The following is a 15,031-nucleotide window of genomic DNA, read 5'->3' as shown; positions in this document are numbered from 1 at the left end:
ATTACATCGAGATGTTTTACAACCCTAGGCGTCGACACAGTTTCAATAATGGCCTATCGCCAGTAGAGTATGAAAAGCGTTATTTCGAGGGGCTGGCGACTGTCTAGGATAGTAGGGGCGATTCAAATGCAATTTTCAGCTTTGACAGAACACGATGTAATACCCAATGTCCGCCAGAAAGGTGTAGACATGAGGATAGGTATTGATATTTCCTCATTGGCATTCAAGAAACAAGTCAATCAAATTGTTCTTATAGCTGGTGATGCTGACTTTGTACCTGCAGCTAAGCTGGCTAGAAGAGAAGGAGTTGATTTTATTCTTGACCCTATGTGGCAAAGTATTCCTTCCAACCTAAATGAGCATATTGATGGGCTTAGAAGTACATGTCCCAAAAAACTCATCATTCAACATCCAGTAGCAGCCCCTGCAAATGCTCCACAGCGAGTATCCACCACTACTACCGGAACCAATTAAAGATAAAACACTACATCATCTCCGAGGCCCTCACCTGAGGGCTTTTTTATTTTTTCCCCTTTCTCCCCATAGAAACCAATATATCACCAATCCACCACAAATAATAACCTATAGTTATTGACAAGATAATAACCGATAGTAATAATTGCCATATCAATTACTTTTGGTTATTGAAATGAACAAACTCATCATCCTCGAAAAACCGCCAAGCGAAGCCACCATGCTGGAAATACGCCAGCAGGCCATCGCCCGGCACCTACATATGATCACTAACAGCCGCGGCGATATCCGCCTCTGCTCCATCCTCCTTCCCGGCTGGAAGCAACACCGCGTGAATATCAAACAAGGAGAGGCGCTTTGAATGCATTAGTCCAGATAGAAAACAACATCGCCACTCCTCCCGCTCTTGAAAGAGGTGAAATCTGGGTTGGAACCATTGTCAGTGCAAATAAGCGCTATCAAATAGTACGGCTACCAGGAGATAGCGCACCTGCAAACTATAAAAAGCAGCTTGATTGGGCTTCAAAATGTGGTGGGGTTATTCCTAATCTTATTGAGTTTTTGCTCATTAGACAGGAAATAGGAAACCAATCCCTCAACCAATCTTATTGGACTAGTGATGCTCGCCCGCTCAGAAAGGGGTATGCCTTTTGCTGTTGTGTGCGAAACGGGCTTCAAGAGTTTTGCACACTTAACAGCAAGCTGCGTGCAATAGCCATCCGCAGAGTCTATTTCTAACCACAAGGGCAATCATGAGCACCGATGATCAGCAAAAGAAAACAACCGACGCAGCCGTCGACTTTGAACGGACTGTTTACACCGCAATGATTCAGGCCCTGCGCCATGGAGTCAGACCCTGCATCGTGATCGATAACCTGAATCACCACGCCAAGGTGGTACATGACACCTGCAAGATTTACAAGGATGTCACCGGGCATGAGGCGATGTGGCCATGAAAACCAACCTCAAGATTGCCGCGGTGTTTCTGCTGGCCTTCGTCGCCCTCGCCTATGCCAATGGCATCATCCAAACCCTTGCAAGGAGCACGTCATGATCCTGCGTTTGCTGACCTTTCTAGGCCTGAAAACAGGCCAGAAAATGACATGCGGTGACGCCTGGAAAGGATCAGGTGAAACGGTGAACAAAGTCTTTGACATCTTCTACACCTGCATCCTGATCGCCATTGTGGTGACGTCGATTGCACTGATGTCTTGTGCTCAACAAGTGTGAATGATTGAGGAGAATAATGATGAAAGAACGCCCAATCATTTTCAGCGCACCGATGGTGCAGGCAATCCTGGCGGGGAATAAGACGCAGACTAGAAGGATTATGAAGCCGCAGCCTGTGCTGACCTCGCTTATCTCCAGAGCAGACTCTGATAGCAAAGTATTAGCTCTACATCACCACTACAGCAATGCACCAGGTGATCAGCTATGGGTACGTGAAAACTTTATGGTTGAGCCGAATCCTGTAGACCTGGGTTTAACTCGGGAAATGATTCCTCATACTTGGGACGCAGTTGTAGCTGCCGCCGGCACTATTCACTATGCCGCTGATCCAGGTGCTCTAATTCTTGCGGATGGCCGTCCCTGGAAACCTAGCATCCACATGCCCCGCTGGGCTAGCCGCATTCAGCTTGAGATAACAAGCATTCGCGTAGAGCGTTTGCAGGATATTAGCGAAGCCGACGCCAAAGCTGAAGGCGCTGATTGTCTGATTTCAGACAATGCCACACCAGAAACCCGCTCCCTGCTCAACTTCCCTCTGATGGAAAACGGATCACCATATCGCAATGGCTTCGCCCATCTGTGGGAACTCATCAACGGTGATGGCGCATGGGCAAAAAATCCATGGGTATGGGTGATTGAATTCCGCAGGATAAAGCCATGATGGATAAGCTACTGAGAGCAAAAGACGTGGCTGATTTCCTCGGCTACTCACCTGCTTACTTCCGAAAGGTGATCCGGTATTCATCCGGCTTCCCCAAACCCATCCACGCCAAAACTGGAAAAGGCGGCCATGGCCAGCCGAGGTGGAAAATCGCCGACCTGCGAAGGTGGGCGGAGCAACAGTAGCAAACAGTAAAAAGCCCATCACCATGATGGGCTTTTTGTTAGGGAAACTTAGCCAAGATACGTTAAAATCCCTATTCCTCATTAGGCTAGATGATTCGAAAAACCAAGCTGATCACGTAAGAATAAAAATAAAAAATTAATTTTATTACACGCTTTTTACGCTGAAAACCATCTGAATTCCAGCCAAATCAAGGTTTTCGAGTCTCTCCTTTCGCACCAATGACTTACAGGAATGTAGTTTGAATTCAAACTAAAATGTGTAGTCATTTGTGTATTAACATATTCCCGCTCTAATTGTCCTCTTTGGAGGAGCAGCAATAATTAGATCTTAGGAATATCCATCAAGGTGCGTTCGTTGTAAGGCTGATGCATTTCAATGGTTTCGTGACCATCTGGAAGCATTTTAACCAGTAGCGGTTCGCCAATCATCAATAATCCATTGATCTCAAACAATGGACGAACGGTTTGGCCATTCTTGATGGCTTTCACCACGTCAATAGCCTTTGCCAATTGCGGTTGCTCAATCCACTCTCGTGGATCATGCTCATCAATCACGCCCCACTCCACATGAGTGACATCTTGACCGCCATTTCCGAACCTAACTGCTTTCACGATGGAAATCATGACTGCATTCCTTTTTACTAAACCGCTTTTTCAAGACCATTGATGTAGGAAGCTGCATATTGCCAACCTGCATCTTTCGCTTCTTCCGGCGTCTCGTAAATAAACTTTTGTTGATCTGGAGGGCCAACAAATCTGCCATCAACCAAGGCCAGCCACATGAATCCAATATCATCCACCGCTTTAAAGACGACTTGCACGCTGTGGTCTTTGTAGTATTGAGTATCTATCTTTTCCTTCTTCAGGATTTACTGTTGAGAAGGAGAATGTGCCTGCTCTAGCTAGCATTTTCAATGCATTACAGCTTATTTGGATGTAAGAATGACTTAACCTCAATAGTTTATCAATCAGCTACTCCCCACAAAATATGGCGTCGGGATTCTTCGATACTCGGAAGGGACGCTCTGAAAAGTGATAAAATGCTTATCGGCCTATGTATGCCGAAGCTGACATGAAAGGCCGAAGCCAGCCGTACAAAAAGGCCGGTATAAATTAATACCGGCCCGTCTGTTTGACACATCATCCAAACCTAGCCAATATCGACACGTTCACGCACCAAGAAAGTCAATTATGCAAAGCACTATCAATCAAGATGAAATCAATATGTTACGTGCCGAGCTCGAAATCCTCATGCGGGAGCGCCAAGCATTGTTGAAAGTTGCCGGTGCAGCGGCAGGCTTGATTGCCGAGTTGGACAGCCATGACCTGCCATCAGGCACTGAAGAGGCTGCCGAGCTACTGGCAAGCAGCATCAACACCCTCTCCGAAGAAACACTGCAGGATGCCTTGAACTCAGTCCAGGCCATTATTGCAGGCTAGCGTTATTACTCTTTGGGAGATTCATAGATTCCCACCAGCTTGCCTTTTGCCAGCACCTTTCCTTGCAAACTATTCTCTCAATGTTTACCTAACATCAATACTAAGTTGAATTACGACAAACTATAGATAGTTCATCCCTACAATTGCAGCGGCAGCGAAATGTTCTGATGCGTTTCCAACAAGCTGCATCTTTATCAGCAGCAATAGGTACGCTTTGCATTGACAACATTGCCGTCAAGCACTGCAGGTTGTACCATCGCACGTGGAGTGAACAATGGCGGCGCAATGAAAACAATAAAACGACCGCCCGGACTATGGACTACGATGACCCTGTGCAGCTTACTGGCGACGGGATGCGGCTATCAGCAATACCAGACGCACCCGCTCGCGGCAGCCCATGGGCATGTCTCGTTACGGGCGCACGATACGGGAGATAGCGGCTTTCTGGCCTATTTGCATGAGGAGGGCTATGCCAGCCGGCCTGAGCAATGGGGGTGGCAGGAGCTGATATTCTGCACGCTGTATTTCCACCCCGACCTCGATGTTGCCCGCGCCCAGCTGAGCCGCGCCATGGCCGCCATCACCACTGCGGCGCAACGTCCCAATCCCAGCGTTTCAATCGGCGCCGGTCGCCGCAACGAGCCCGAGGTTCCCGAGGTCTACAGCCTGAGTTTCAGCATCCCGGTGGAAACGGCCGGCAAGCGCCAGGCCAGGATCGACATGGCCTCCAACCTTTCCGAAAGCGCGCGCCTCAATATCGCCCAGACCACCTGGAACCTGCGCTACCGCCTGCTTTCAAGCTGGATAGAATTCAATGCCGCGCACCAGAACCTGTCCATGCTCAAGCAAGAGGCGCAGCTGCGCGACGAGATCGTTTCCATGCTCACGCTACGCTTGCAGGCCGGTATGATTTCAAGCGTGGAGCTGAGCAATGCCAGACTGCAATGGCAGAAGGCGCAACAAACCTTGGTCGAAGAGCAGGGACGCATCGATGAGCTCAAGACCCAGCTTGCCAGCAATGCCGGCCTTCCGCTGGATAAGTTCGACCAGCTCCAGTTGAAGCTGCATGCCACCGACCAATTGCTCGGGATGCGGCGCGATATCGACATCACCAATGCCCTTAACCCCGCCGCGCAAGACGCCGCCCTGCTCAATCGCGTGGATATCCGGGCAGGCCTTGCAAACTACGCGGCAAGCGAGGCGCGCCTGCGCCTGGAAATCGCCCGGCAATATCCCGATATCAGCCTGGCGCCCGCTTACAACTATGAAGAGGGATTCCACATCTGGTCGCTGGGCATCAGCAGCCTTCTGAACGTGCTGCACCGCAACCAGGGGCAGATCGCTGAAGCCAAGGCGCTGCGCGAAACGGAAGCAGCGCAGTTCGAGGCGCTGCAAGCGCGCGTCATCGCCTCCATGGACAGCGCCAGGAGCCGGTACCGCTCCGCGCTGCTGGCGCTTGAGCAAGCCCGCGACTTGTACGCAACCCAGCAAACCCAGGCCCAACAAGCCAGCCTGCGATTCGAGCACGGCTTTGCCGACCGCCTCGAGCTGTTCACTTACCAGCTGGAGAATGTGTTGGCCAAGCAGCGGCTCCTTGCTGCCGAATACCAGGTGCAACGTGCCGCGGCAGCGCTTGAGGACAGTATGCAACTGCCGCTGGAAAACCTTGACCAGGTTACAGCGCCTTCCCGCCATTCCACTATCCAGCGCCAATCGTTTCAGAAAGCCAAGTCATGAATAAAAAAGCTGTCGCCGTCATCATCGTCCAGGCTTGCATGATCGTGGTGCTGCTCTGGTTGCTGGTGCTGTTCAGTAAGGACGAGTTCGAGGCGTTCAATGAAGAGGAAGAAATCGAAAGCCCGCAACGCGTCCAGACCGAGGCAGGCATCAGCACTATCGTATTGAGCGCGGAAACCCAGCAGCAAAGCGATATCCGCACCGCAATCCTCAACATGACCAAGTATCAGCCCATGCTGGAAGGCCTGGGCAACGTGCTCAGCCTCGATGGGCTATTGAGCTTGCGCACCCAATACATGAATGCCTTGGGCGACCTGGCGGTTGCCCAGGCATCCTTGAGCAACAGCAAGAACGACTATGAGCGCCTGTCGCTGCTCAACCAGCATGACCGCAATATCTCCGACCGTATGCTGGTAGCAGCGGAAGCCCTGTACAAAAGCGACCTTGCCAAGCTGCAGGCGCATGAAGCGGCGCTGGAAAACCTGCGTTACACCGCGCGCCAACAATGGGGCGAACGCTTGGGGCTGGGCATGCTGGAGCCCAAGCCCAGCGCAGAAATCAACGCCCTGCTCGAATACAGGCAGGTGTTGCTGCGCATTGTCCTGCCCCCACAACAGGCCGAACCCACCGCGACTTTGCGCGTGACCCCGGTAGGCAGCGGCATTCCTCCGGTCACGGCGCATTTGCTTGCCCTATCCCCGCAAGCCGATCCGGTGCTGCAAGGCAAAACCTATTTCTACACCGCGCCCGCCACCAGCCTGCGGGCGGGCATGCGCCTTGGCACGCGGGAGCTTGATACCGCCAATATGATGACCGGCGTGGTGATACCGCAACAGGCGGTCGTCTGGTATGGTGGCAAGGCGTGGGTATACCGCAAGCACGAGGCCGACAAATTCGTCCGCGAACCCATCAACACGGATATTGAAAGCGATAACGGCTGGTTCAACCGCGACAAGTTCAAGCCCGGCGATACCATCGTCACCAACGGCGCCCAGCTTCTGCTCTCGGAAGAGCTCAAGTACCAGATCACCAACGAGAATGACGATTAGGAGCTGATGCCACCATGATGTCGGCCCTGATCCGTTTTTCCATCCGCCATAGCGGCGTGATGATGGCACTGGCGCTCATGCTGGTGATTTATGGCATATACAAGACAGTGCATAGCCATCTCGATGTCTTCCCCGAGTTCGCCCCCACCCAGCTGATCATCCAGACCGAGGCCCCCGGCCTCTCGGCCGAGCTCGTCGAGTCTCTGGTCACTCAGCCACTGGAAAATGGCATTGCCGGCACTGTCGGCATCGCCAGCATACGCTCGCAATCCATTCCCGGGCTGTCCGTCATTACGGTGATCTTTGACGAATCCACAGACATTTACCGCAACCGCCAGGTGGTGGCCGAACGGCTTTCCACGCTCAACAGCACTTTACCCGCGGGGATTGTCCCCAACATCACGCCATTGACCTCCTCTGCCAGCACGGTGTTGGGCATCGGCCTGACTTCGAATATCAGGAGTCTCAGCGAGTTGCGCACATTGGTGGATTGGACGGTCAAACCGCACTTGATGGCCGTGCAGGGCGTCGCGGATGTCAATGTGTTCGGAGGAGAAGTCCGCCAGTTCCAGGTCCAGGTCGATCCTGCCAAGCTGGTGCGCTACAACGTGTCGCTGCAGCAAGTCGTGGATGCGGTCAGCCGCAGCACGGCCATCCGCGGCGCAGGCTTCATCGAGAACAATAACCAGCGCATCATCATCAACACCGAAGGCCAGGCCTTGAACCCGCAGCAACTGGCGCGCACGGCCCTGTTGCATGTGGCCGGGCAGACGCTGCGCGTCAGCGATATCGGCCAGGTCGTCGAGGGAGCCGTGCCGTCTATCAGCGCGGCCGCCATCAACGGCAAGACCGGGATATACCTGTCGATACAATCGCAACTGGGGGCCAATACCAAAGGCGTCACCCAGGCGGTCGAAGCTGCCCTCGCCGAACTCGCCCCCGTGCTGGATGCCCGCGAAGTCACGCTTCATCCTGAATTGTTCCGCCCGGCCAACTTCATCGAAACCGCCATCGACAGCGTGCAGACCGATATCCTGATCGGCTCCGCCCTCGTCATCGGCATCCTGTTCCTGTTTCTCTTCAATGTGCGGGCCGCGTTTATTTCCGCCACCGCCATCCCCCTCTCTCTCCTTGCCGCCATCCTGGTATTGCAGCAATTTGGCATCGGCCTCAACATCATGGTGCTGGGTGGCTTGGCGATTGCGCTCGGCGAGGTGGTGGACGACGCCATCATCGATTCGGAAAACATTTTCCGCCGCATCCGTGAAAACCGTTTGCGGCCAGTCCCTGCGCCGTTGCACCTAGTCGTTTTCCAGGCTTCCATGGAGGTACGCAGCTCGGTGGTCTATGCCACGTTCATCGTGGCCCTGGTATTCCTGCCCTTGCTCACAATCGGCGGCGTGGCCGGCAAGCTGTTCGCACCCCTGGGTATGGCCTACATCGTGGCGATCATGGCGTCGCTGGTCATTGCGCTAACCGTGACGCCCGCGCTTTGCTACCTACTGCTCGGCAAGTCCGCCAACCTGAAAACGGAAGACTCCCCCATCATCCGCTTCATCAAGCGCCATTATGTACGCTGCCTGCGCAACATAGAGCAGCATTACAAAATCCTGATCGGGGTCACTCTGATGTTGATCGCCCTGGGCCTCACCACGTTGCCGCTGTTCAAGACCCAATTCATCCCCAGCCTGCATGAAGGCCACTACATCATGCACATGACAGCCGTGCCCGGCACTTCTGAGCAAGAATCCCTGCGCATCGGAAAGAAGGTGACAGAAGTGCTGCAGAGCATCGAGGGAGTGCGTTCGGTAGCCCAATGGGTGGGCCGCGCGCCGAACGCCGCGGACACCTTCGGCACCCATTACAGCGAGTTCGAGATCGAGATAGGCGCGCTATCCGGCGCAGAGCAAAGCCGCATCCTCGAAGACATCCGTGAAAAACTGTCCGGCATGGACGACGACGGGCCGGGCTATCCAGGGTTCGTCGGTGTCAATTTCGCCATCAACACCTTCCTCACCGAGCGCATAGAAGAAACCATTTCCGGCTATGCCGCCGCCTTGGTGGTCAATATTTACGGACGCGACCTCGACGGCCTCAACCGCGATGCGGCGGCGGTGGCGGCAGCATTGGCCGACACCCCGGGGGCAACCGACGTGATGATCCAGTCTCCTCCCGGGACGCCCCAGTTGGTGATCAGGCTGCTGCCGGAGAAATTGCTGCAATTCGGACTGCATCCCAGCGATGTGCTGGATACCATCCGCATCGCCTACGAAAGCATGCCGGTGAACCAGGTCTACCATGGCAACCGCGTCATCGGCGTGGCCGTGGTGCTTGCGCCCGAGGCACGGCAGAATATCCAGCAAGTGGGCAAGCTGCCATTGCGCAACATCGAAGGCCGCATGCTCCAACTCAAGGATGTGGCGGATATCCGCCAGGAAAACGGCCAGTCCAAGATATTGCACCAGGGAGCAAAACGCATCCAGACCGTCACGGCCAACGTCAAGGAAGGCGACATCCATGCCTTTTACGAGCGAGCACGGCACAAGATCAATGCCGAGGTGGCCCTTTCGCCCGGCAACTATCTCGCATTCAGCGGCGAAGCCCAGGCCGGCAGCCAGGCAAACCGGGAGCTCGTCGCGCACTCCCTGCTGGCATTTGGCGGGATATTCCTGTTGCTCTACATTGCGCTCGGCAACCTGCGCAACCTGACGCTGACCTTTTTCAACCTGCCGTTCGCATTGATCGGGGGCATCTTCGCCGCCGTCATGGCGGGAGGCTGGATATCGATAGGCTCCATGGTCGGGTTCGTGACCCTGTTTGGCATCACCTTACGCAACTCCATCATGCTGATCTCGCACTACCAACACCTGATCGACCACGAGGGGCTCGAATGGAACCTGGAAACAGCCATACGCGGCGCATCGGAGCGGCTGCCTTCCATCCTGATGACGGCGCTCGTCACAGGCCTGGGGTTGCTGCCGCTGGCCATCGGCAGCGGCGAACCCGGCCGCGAGATCGAAGGCCCCATGGCCACCATCATCGTCGGCGGCCTGGTGACCTCCACCGTGCTCAACCTGCTCATCATGCCGGCCATCATGCTGCACCTGGGACGCTTCGAAAAACAGCCATCCCGAATGCAAGAGCCTATGGCCTAACTGCCAGGATTCTCTGTAGAATAGCCGCATGAAATCGGCGAAACAATGGATGTTGCTGGCTTTGCTGTGGTCAGCCCCGCTGGCTGCGGCCCCTGCTCCCTGGTACCTCTGGCAAAGCAAGCTGGACGGCAAGCTGGTTTGCCTGCAATCCTCGCCCGGCCAGGGCTGGACGCAGGTCAAGGGCCCATTCAAGGACAACAACTGCCGCCATTGAGGCAGCGCATCACATATTTAGGATTTTCCATGGATTGGCTTACCCTCTTCATCGCAGGCCTGCTCGAAGTCGTCTGGGCAGTGGGCCTCAAATACAGTCACGGCTTCACGCGCTTCTGGCCCAGCGTCGGCACCGTCATCGCCATGGTGCTCAGCGTAGTGCTGTTGAGCCTGGCGATGCGCTCGCTGCCCATGGGAACCGCCTACGCCGTCTGGGTGGGAATTGGGGCCGTGGGTACTGTGATCATGGGGATTTTCCTGTTTGACGAACCGACCAGCGCCATTCGCCTGGCCAGCGTCACGCTCATCATTATTGGCATTATTGGGCTCAAGCTGGCTACTCCTTGACTTATTTAGTCATCGCAAAAGCACTTGAGCGTTACCCAAACCAACATCGTCTAGTATTACAGTAACGCCAGCGACGTCAATCCCCAGCATTCTAAGCAAGGGATCCAATACATTGGCTGTCACAGTCGTCAACAAAGGCACAACCAACTGATTTATTACGGGTGTGATAACTGTGTTGATAATTGGCTTGATAACAAAATCAAGGCACAATCCAATAAGACATACATCCTCAATAACAAGCTGACTCGATTTTGTATACTCTGCAAGACTCTTTGTGCCTGCAGAGCTATTCGCTGATTGCGATAAATGATCAGCAACAGGATGATTTACATCAAAGATGATCGCATTATTCGAAGGCGAAGATTGAGCTGGATTATCCCGAAGGCCAACATTGGTACTAATAATCCCGGCTAATGCTCTAATTTCCGCTGGTTTAGATGAGTCACTTGTGCTGGTCAATCTTAAATTGATTAATCCAGAATATGGATTAATCACCACATTTGTTCTATTTCCTTGTGTACGAACCTCCATTAATTCAGCCCGGCCCTGAGCCACTTCAAGCGAAAGTTTGAGATCTACAGATGCCAGAACACTCAGCACATCAGAAGGAAATATATTAGTTTCAACTCGTACCTGTGCAGTTCTCGCCACCGTACAAGCCACCCCGTTTACTGCCGGCGGACCAATAGCTAACTGAGGCGGCTCAATCACACGGATGCTCGTCTCAATATTAGCCAGTCCAAGCAAACTAATTCCTAATGGCACATGAATGGCATTGCTACCATTCGCAACAAAAGCAGCGGTGGTAATGAGGTTCAGAAGATTGACCTGAGTGCTTGCTACCGCATTGGCATCTGGATTCGATATTTTTAACACATCAGCCAAACGTAAATGCAGTGACTTGACTGTACCGGTAGCCAAATAGCCTAAATTTTCAACAACAGCGCCCAAACCTGGCTCGGAGGGATTTCCATTTTGATCTACTGCGGTTTGCAAAAGCGTGAAGAACTGGCCTAATGAGAGATTCATATTCAACAATTCAGAAACTGAACCTACATTTGAGTTTACCTTCACCAAATCCAGTAGCTTGATATTGGTATTTAATAATCCATCGTATGAAACCAATCGGATGTTGGAGCCTAAAATCCCACTCAACAAATTATTCAATAAGTCAGCATCGGCAACCATAGACCCTGCTCGAAATGCCGCAACCGGAGCACGCACCGCGGCAACCGCCTCCGCCTGTAACACAACCCGCTGGTTGAAAATCCCTCCGGCAATCAAGCTGGAAGGCACTTCCTGCGTCGCCAGGACATGCACGGCACGCCGCTCCCCATTAGCGACGAAGGTACGAACCCCTCCTTCATCGGTGCTGTAACCGCCCAGCTCCACTACGTTTGGCGGAGCAAGCAGGCTCCCTTGGTAGCCGTTTGCCATCGCCGCGCCCTGCGCCGCCATTCTGTAGACATCGCTATTATTTTGCACGCACCCGCCCACCTGCCCCCCGGCAGCGATGGCGGCCATGTCCGCAATGTTCTGGAGTTTACGCTTTTCCATCCACATGCGGCCGCTATCCACGGCCACTGCCACGAACAGCACCGCCATCATGAGCGTCAACACGCCGAACAGGCCGATGGCGCCTTGCTGGTTTTTTTTACTTGTTTTATGCATGGACTGCATCATTGGCGGTTGAACTGGCCCGGATCAAACCGTTCGGGAATAGGGCGCGTGAAGCTTTCGAGATAGCGCTTGTGGATATTCTCCATGGCAGGCCCCGACAGGTATTGCTTGTTCAACGATGCCTGGCTGCCTTCCCGCTGCAACTCCAACCACCTTTCGGCCTGGGAGGAAGGGTTAACTTGCTGTTCTTGCGCCTGATTGCTACCGGCTTCTGCAAAAGCGCCCGCAGAGAACAGGCTTATGGACAACAGGGCTATCATTTTCCGTTTCATCATCATTGCACTACCTCCAGTTGCGGACTCAGGATGCCAGTGCAAAGCTGGGTGTTGCCGTAGCAGCTACCCGATGAGAATTGCTGGCGCTGATTAACCTTAAATGCAGGCAAGCCGCTGGCCTGGCGGATCCCCTGCAGGTGTTGTTCCGTAATGTCGAAGTCGCGTGCAAGCTGGGCGGCACGTTCATCCTGGCCTGTCTTGTACATCAGCATGACGAGGTTATGGATGGCCAGCCGGTTATTGCCGTCCAGCTCGATCGCAGTGAGGAGCTCGCTCAGGGCCGACTGATGGTCGCCGTACATCATCAACGCATAGCCGTAATCCCCCCTGACCTTGCTGTCCACCGGCAGCATCCTGCTAGCGGACTTGAGAAAACCGATTGCCGTTTCATGCTGCTCCTGCATTTCCGCCAGCAAGCCCAGCCCCTGGTACGCCAAGCCGCCGACGCAACTGCCAAGCAGCTGTTGGTACAGTTCGCCTGCCTGTTCGAACTGCGCTGTCTGGCGCAAGGCATTGGCGCGGTACAAACGGGCCGCAGGCGAGTCGAGCTTGGCCGCATCCAGGAACGCCAGCGCGGCATATGCCTTGCCTTCGGCAAGCACCTTGGCGATCATTTCCAGTTGCGTCCTGTCCTCCTGGGTGGTTTCCGCACAGCCCTGCTTGCCGTTTTTCTGCTCCTTGCCGTCGGCCAATCCAGGCAGTGCCGCCAAGGAAAAGCCGATCGCGCACAATACACCGATCCATCGAGATTTTTTCATTTCCTACCCCTGTCCGCTCAATGCCTTGCCCAAACCAATGAAACCAGGACCGGCAATGAAGATCATCAACGCCGGAAACATGAAGAGCATCATCACGATCGTCATCTTGGCCGACAACTTGCTGACACGCTCACGCAACCGCGAAAACTGTCGCTCCTCAATCAGCGCGGCATAACGCATAATGGAGTCGCGCACGTTTCCTCCCTGCTGGGCTACTTGCTTCAGCATCGCCACCGTTTCGCTCAGTTCCGGGATATCCAGCATCTGGCTCATGCTCATCAATGCCTCGCCCTGGTCCTGCCCCGCCCTGATCCTGGCCAGCACACGCTCGAGCTCCTGGGCCAGGTGAGGCATGATGTCGCCCGCCTGCTCCACCATGATGCGCAACGAATGCTCCAGGGAAAGGCCCGAGTCGAACAGCATGACCAGCATATGCAGGAAAGTGGTGATTTCCTTGCTGATCAGCTTGCGCCGGCGTACGGCAAGCCAACGCAACAGATAGCGGATGCCGACAAAGAAAAAGGCAAACCCGAACAAGGCGAATGCCAGGCAGCGAAGCAGGTCCTGTCCTTGCACCAGGTCGATCAACAGCACGAGGGCCGCAGTCAGGATCGGCCCGAGGCGGATGACGGCGTTGAACACGATACGCGCCTTGCCCTTGTAACCGGCCTGCACCAGGAGCTTGAGGATTTCCCGGTCCTTGCTTGAAGGCAGGATGGAAAGCCGCTCGATGAAACGCTCGATACCGCGCTTGGGCGACGGCAGGTAGATTCCGCGCTTGCGGCCAAACACCTCGTCGAAACGGGCATGGGCGTCATGGCGGGCCCGCTTCGAGAATTCCGCGATCAGCAGCAGCACACTGCCCGCGAACAAACCCAACACACTGATCATCACCCAGGCGTTCACGATAGCCCCTAGATACTTTTCATCATGCGCCAGAAAATCAGGATGCCCACAGCCTGCATGATCAGCGCCGCCTTGAAGATCATTGCGCCGGACGGGTCGTTCAGCATCATGTCGATATAGCCGGGATTGGCTGCAAACATATAGGCGACGATCAACAAAGGCGTCAGCGACAGCACCCAGGCGGTAATCTTGGTTTCCCCCGTCATGGCCGCCAACTCGCGCTGCGCCTGTTCTTGCTGGCGTATCATCTGCACAATGCTCTTGAGCAGTTCCTGTGGCGAGCTCCCGTAATTGCTGCTGATGCGGATGGCCAAGGCAATCAGCCCGAGCTCCTTGATATGATGGAGTTCCGCAGCCTTTTGCATGGCGTCGGCGAAACTGGCGCCGAGGTCGGTCGCGCGCACCACCCGCTCCAGCACCGCGCGCAGTGGCATCTGCATATCCTCGGTCACGCCGCGTACGGCCCCCTCCACGCTCTTGCCTATGGAGAGCGCCCGTGAAACCTGATCGACGAACAGCGGGATTTGCGCCACGACCGCACGCTGGCGCCGCCGCAACCGGATATAGGGAATCACCACCAGCAAGAGGATGATCAGCATCAAGACGCACAGCATGGCTTGCCACACCTGCATATAGGTATTGCCGAACGCAAACAGGATCAATAACGCGGCCGCGAATGCCGCGATATGCCAGGAAGCCAGCTCAAAGCCGTACACGACGGAGAAGCGCAGCTTGGCGCGCGATATCCAGCTTTCATCGCGCCCGGGCAGCAGGCTTTCTATCTTGCCGAAATACGGCAAGGCCTGCTCGAAATTGACCCGCGCCTTCGCCTGGACCTGCTGCTGCTTGCTTGCGGACCATAACAACAGGCCCAGCACCAGCAACATGATGCAAAACGACAGCAATATCCATCTATTCAT

At 54.5% G+C, this 15,031-nt stretch carries 20 protein-coding genes; 13 read left to right on the top strand and 7 right to left on the bottom strand.

Features of this window, described 5'->3' with window-relative positions; genetic code table 11:
- Positions 1-126: 126 nt before the first annotated feature.
- The 7 genes from ACKF11_RS11570 (at position 127) to ACKF11_RS11540 (ending at position 2,550) form a co-directional block, all read left to right on the top strand.
- Positions 127-474, top strand: a complete 348-nt coding sequence (locus tag ACKF11_RS11570; RefSeq protein WP_407997163.1) for an NYN domain-containing protein — start codon at positions 127-129, stop codon at positions 472-474.
- 175 nt (positions 475-649) lie between these two features.
- Positions 650-835 (top strand): hypothetical protein, encoded by a 186-nt coding sequence (locus ACKF11_RS11565; RefSeq protein ID WP_407997162.1) that lies wholly within the window; start codon positions 650-652, stop codon positions 833-835.
- Positions 832-1,212 carry a hypothetical protein gene (locus ACKF11_RS11560; protein WP_407997161.1) on the top strand — a complete coding sequence of 127 codons (381 nt, stop codon included), beginning with the start codon at positions 832-834 and terminating at the stop codon, positions 1,210-1,212. Before ACKF11_RS11565 ends, ACKF11_RS11560 begins: the two co-directional genes overlap by 4 nt.
- 14 nt (positions 1,213-1,226) lie before the next feature.
- Positions 1,227-1,430 (top strand): hypothetical protein, encoded by a 204-nt coding sequence (locus tag ACKF11_RS11555; RefSeq protein WP_407997160.1) that lies wholly within the window; start codon positions 1,227-1,229, stop codon positions 1,428-1,430.
- A gap of 94 nt (positions 1,431-1,524) precedes the next feature.
- Entirely contained in the window at positions 1,525-1,704 is a 180-nt protein-coding gene (locus tag ACKF11_RS11550; protein ID WP_407997159.1) for a hypothetical protein, read from the top strand.
- Between the two features lie 16 nt (positions 1,705-1,720).
- On the top strand, positions 1,721-2,365 hold the full coding sequence (locus ACKF11_RS11545; RefSeq protein WP_407997158.1) for an ASCH domain-containing protein: 645 nt from the start codon (positions 1,721-1,723) through the stop codon (positions 2,363-2,365).
- Positions 2,362-2,550, top strand: a complete 189-nt coding sequence (locus ACKF11_RS11540) for a helix-turn-helix transcriptional regulator (RefSeq protein ID WP_407997157.1) — start codon at positions 2,362-2,364, stop codon at positions 2,548-2,550. Before ACKF11_RS11545 ends, ACKF11_RS11540 begins: the two co-directional genes overlap by 4 nt.
- A 321-nt stretch (positions 2,551-2,871) precedes the next feature.
- On the opposite strand, the gene ACKF11_RS11535 is transcribed toward ACKF11_RS11540, so the two are convergent.
- Both ACKF11_RS11535 and ACKF11_RS11530 read right to left on the bottom strand, forming a co-directional pair.
- The gene (locus ACKF11_RS11535; RefSeq protein ID WP_407997156.1) at positions 2,872-3,174 is read right to left on the bottom strand and encodes a hypothetical protein; all 303 of its coding nucleotides are present in this window, start codon (positions 3,172-3,174) and stop codon (positions 2,872-2,874) included.
- A 17-nt stretch (positions 3,175-3,191) separates the two neighbouring features.
- Positions 3,192-3,371, bottom strand: a complete 180-nt coding sequence (locus ACKF11_RS11530) for a hypothetical protein (protein ID WP_407997155.1) — start codon at positions 3,369-3,371, stop codon at positions 3,192-3,194.
- Positions 3,372-3,741: 370 nt separating this feature from the next.
- Here ACKF11_RS11530 and ACKF11_RS11525 point away from each other — a divergent pair, with 370 nt between their 5' ends.
- The 6 genes from ACKF11_RS11525 to sugE all read left to right on the top strand — a co-directional run bounded on the left by ACKF11_RS11525 (position 3,742) and on the right by sugE (position 10,492).
- On the top strand, positions 3,742-3,990 hold the full coding sequence (locus ACKF11_RS11525; RefSeq protein ID WP_309565449.1) for a hypothetical protein: 249 nt from the start codon (positions 3,742-3,744) through the stop codon (positions 3,988-3,990).
- Positions 3,991-4,275: 285 nt separating this feature from the next.
- Entirely contained in the window at positions 4,276-5,727 is a 1,452-nt protein-coding gene (locus ACKF11_RS11520) for a TolC family protein (RefSeq protein WP_407997154.1), read from the top strand.
- Positions 5,724-6,776, top strand: coding sequence for an efflux RND transporter periplasmic adaptor subunit (locus ACKF11_RS11515; protein ID WP_407997153.1), 1,053 nt, complete (start codon positions 5,724-5,726; stop codon positions 6,774-6,776). Before ACKF11_RS11520 ends, ACKF11_RS11515 begins: the two co-directional genes overlap by 4 nt.
- A gap of 14 nt (positions 6,777-6,790) precedes the next feature.
- Positions 6,791-9,931 carry an efflux RND transporter permease subunit gene (locus tag ACKF11_RS11510; RefSeq protein WP_407997152.1) on the top strand — a complete coding sequence of 1,047 codons (3,141 nt, stop codon included), beginning with the start codon at positions 6,791-6,793 and terminating at the stop codon, positions 9,929-9,931.
- A 28-nt stretch (positions 9,932-9,959) separates the two neighbouring features.
- Positions 9,960-10,145 carry a hypothetical protein gene (locus tag ACKF11_RS11505; RefSeq protein ID WP_309565453.1) on the top strand — a complete coding sequence of 62 codons (186 nt, stop codon included), beginning with the start codon at positions 9,960-9,962 and terminating at the stop codon, positions 10,143-10,145.
- A 29-nt stretch (positions 10,146-10,174) separates the two neighbouring features.
- On the top strand, positions 10,175-10,492 hold the full coding sequence (gene sugE, locus ACKF11_RS11500) for a quaternary ammonium compound efflux SMR transporter SugE (protein ID WP_407997151.1): 318 nt from the start codon (positions 10,175-10,177) through the stop codon (positions 10,490-10,492).
- Between the two features lie 9 nt (positions 10,493-10,501).
- Here sugE and ACKF11_RS11495 read toward each other — a convergent pair whose 3' ends face one another.
- The 5 genes from ACKF11_RS11495 to ACKF11_RS11475 are packed head-to-tail and all read right to left on the bottom strand — an operon-like array spanning position 10,502 to position 15,031.
- Complete coding sequence (locus ACKF11_RS11495; protein WP_407997150.1) at positions 10,502-12,163, bottom strand: TadG family pilus assembly protein; 1,662 nt, start codon at positions 12,161-12,163, stop codon at positions 10,502-10,504.
- An 8-nt stretch (positions 12,164-12,171) separates the two neighbouring features.
- Positions 12,172-12,450, bottom strand: coding sequence for a DUF3613 domain-containing protein (locus ACKF11_RS11490; protein WP_407993573.1), 279 nt, complete (start codon positions 12,448-12,450; stop codon positions 12,172-12,174).
- Positions 12,447-13,205, bottom strand: coding sequence for a tetratricopeptide repeat protein (locus ACKF11_RS11485; RefSeq protein ID WP_309565457.1), 759 nt, complete (start codon positions 13,203-13,205; stop codon positions 12,447-12,449). Before ACKF11_RS11485 ends, ACKF11_RS11490 begins: the two co-directional genes overlap by 4 nt.
- A gap of 3 nt (positions 13,206-13,208) precedes the next feature.
- A complete protein-coding gene (locus ACKF11_RS11480) occupies positions 13,209-14,111 on the bottom strand; it encodes a type II secretion system F family protein (protein WP_407997149.1) in 903 nt (300 codons plus the stop codon).
- An 8-nt stretch (positions 14,112-14,119) separates the two neighbouring features.
- Positions 14,120-15,031, bottom strand: a complete 912-nt coding sequence (locus ACKF11_RS11475) for a type II secretion system F family protein (protein WP_407997148.1) — start codon at positions 15,029-15,031, stop codon at positions 14,120-14,122.

Origin of the sequence: Methylobacillus draconifructus (assembly GCF_045984385.1) — a bacterium.
Classification (GTDB): domain Bacteria; phylum Pseudomonadota; class Gammaproteobacteria; order Burkholderiales; family Methylophilaceae; genus Methylobacillus; species Methylobacillus flagellatus_A.
Note: the sequence above shows the minus strand (reverse complement) of the source record. Positions and strands in the feature narration are given on the sequence as shown.

Coding starts and splice junctions, on each gene's coding strand:
- ACKF11_RS11550 (WP_407997159.1), top strand. CDS start 1,525: ATGATCCTGCGTTTGCTGACCTTTCTAGGCCTGAAAACAGGCCAGAAA.
- ACKF11_RS11475 (WP_407997148.1), bottom strand. CDS start 15,031: ATGAATAGATGGATATTGCTGTCGTTTTGCATCATGTTGCTGGTGCTG.
- ACKF11_RS11490 (WP_407993573.1), bottom strand. CDS start 12,450: ATGATGATGAAACGGAAAATGATAGCCCTGTTGTCCATAAGCCTGTTC.
- ACKF11_RS11510 (WP_407997152.1), top strand. CDS start 6,791: ATGATGTCGGCCCTGATCCGTTTTTCCATCCGCCATAGCGGCGTGATG.
- ACKF11_RS11565 (WP_407997162.1), top strand. CDS start 650: ATGAACAAACTCATCATCCTCGAAAAACCGCCAAGCGAAGCCACCATG.
- ACKF11_RS11505 (WP_309565453.1), top strand. CDS start 9,960: ATGAAATCGGCGAAACAATGGATGTTGCTGGCTTTGCTGTGGTCAGCC.
- ACKF11_RS11495 (WP_407997150.1), bottom strand. CDS start 12,163: ATGCATAAAACAAGTAAAAAAAACCAGCAAGGCGCCATCGGCCTGTTC.
- ACKF11_RS11545 (WP_407997158.1), top strand. CDS start 1,721: ATGATGAAAGAACGCCCAATCATTTTCAGCGCACCGATGGTGCAGGCA.
- sugE (WP_407997151.1), top strand. CDS start 10,175: ATGGATTGGCTTACCCTCTTCATCGCAGGCCTGCTCGAAGTCGTCTGG.
- ACKF11_RS11535 (WP_407997156.1), bottom strand. CDS start 3,174: ATGATTTCCATCGTGAAAGCAGTTAGGTTCGGAAATGGCGGTCAAGAT.
- ACKF11_RS11520 (WP_407997154.1), top strand. CDS start 4,276: ATGAAAACAATAAAACGACCGCCCGGACTATGGACTACGATGACCCTG.
- ACKF11_RS11515 (WP_407997153.1), top strand. CDS start 5,724: ATGAATAAAAAAGCTGTCGCCGTCATCATCGTCCAGGCTTGCATGATC.
- ACKF11_RS11525 (WP_309565449.1), top strand. CDS start 3,742: ATGCAAAGCACTATCAATCAAGATGAAATCAATATGTTACGTGCCGAG.
- ACKF11_RS11540 (WP_407997157.1), top strand. CDS start 2,362: ATGATGGATAAGCTACTGAGAGCAAAAGACGTGGCTGATTTCCTCGGC.
- ACKF11_RS11555 (WP_407997160.1), top strand. CDS start 1,227: ATGAGCACCGATGATCAGCAAAAGAAAACAACCGACGCAGCCGTCGAC.
- ACKF11_RS11485 (WP_309565457.1), bottom strand. CDS start 13,205: ATGAAAAAATCTCGATGGATCGGTGTATTGTGCGCGATCGGCTTTTCC.
- ACKF11_RS11570 (WP_407997163.1), top strand. CDS start 127: ATGCAATTTTCAGCTTTGACAGAACACGATGTAATACCCAATGTCCGC.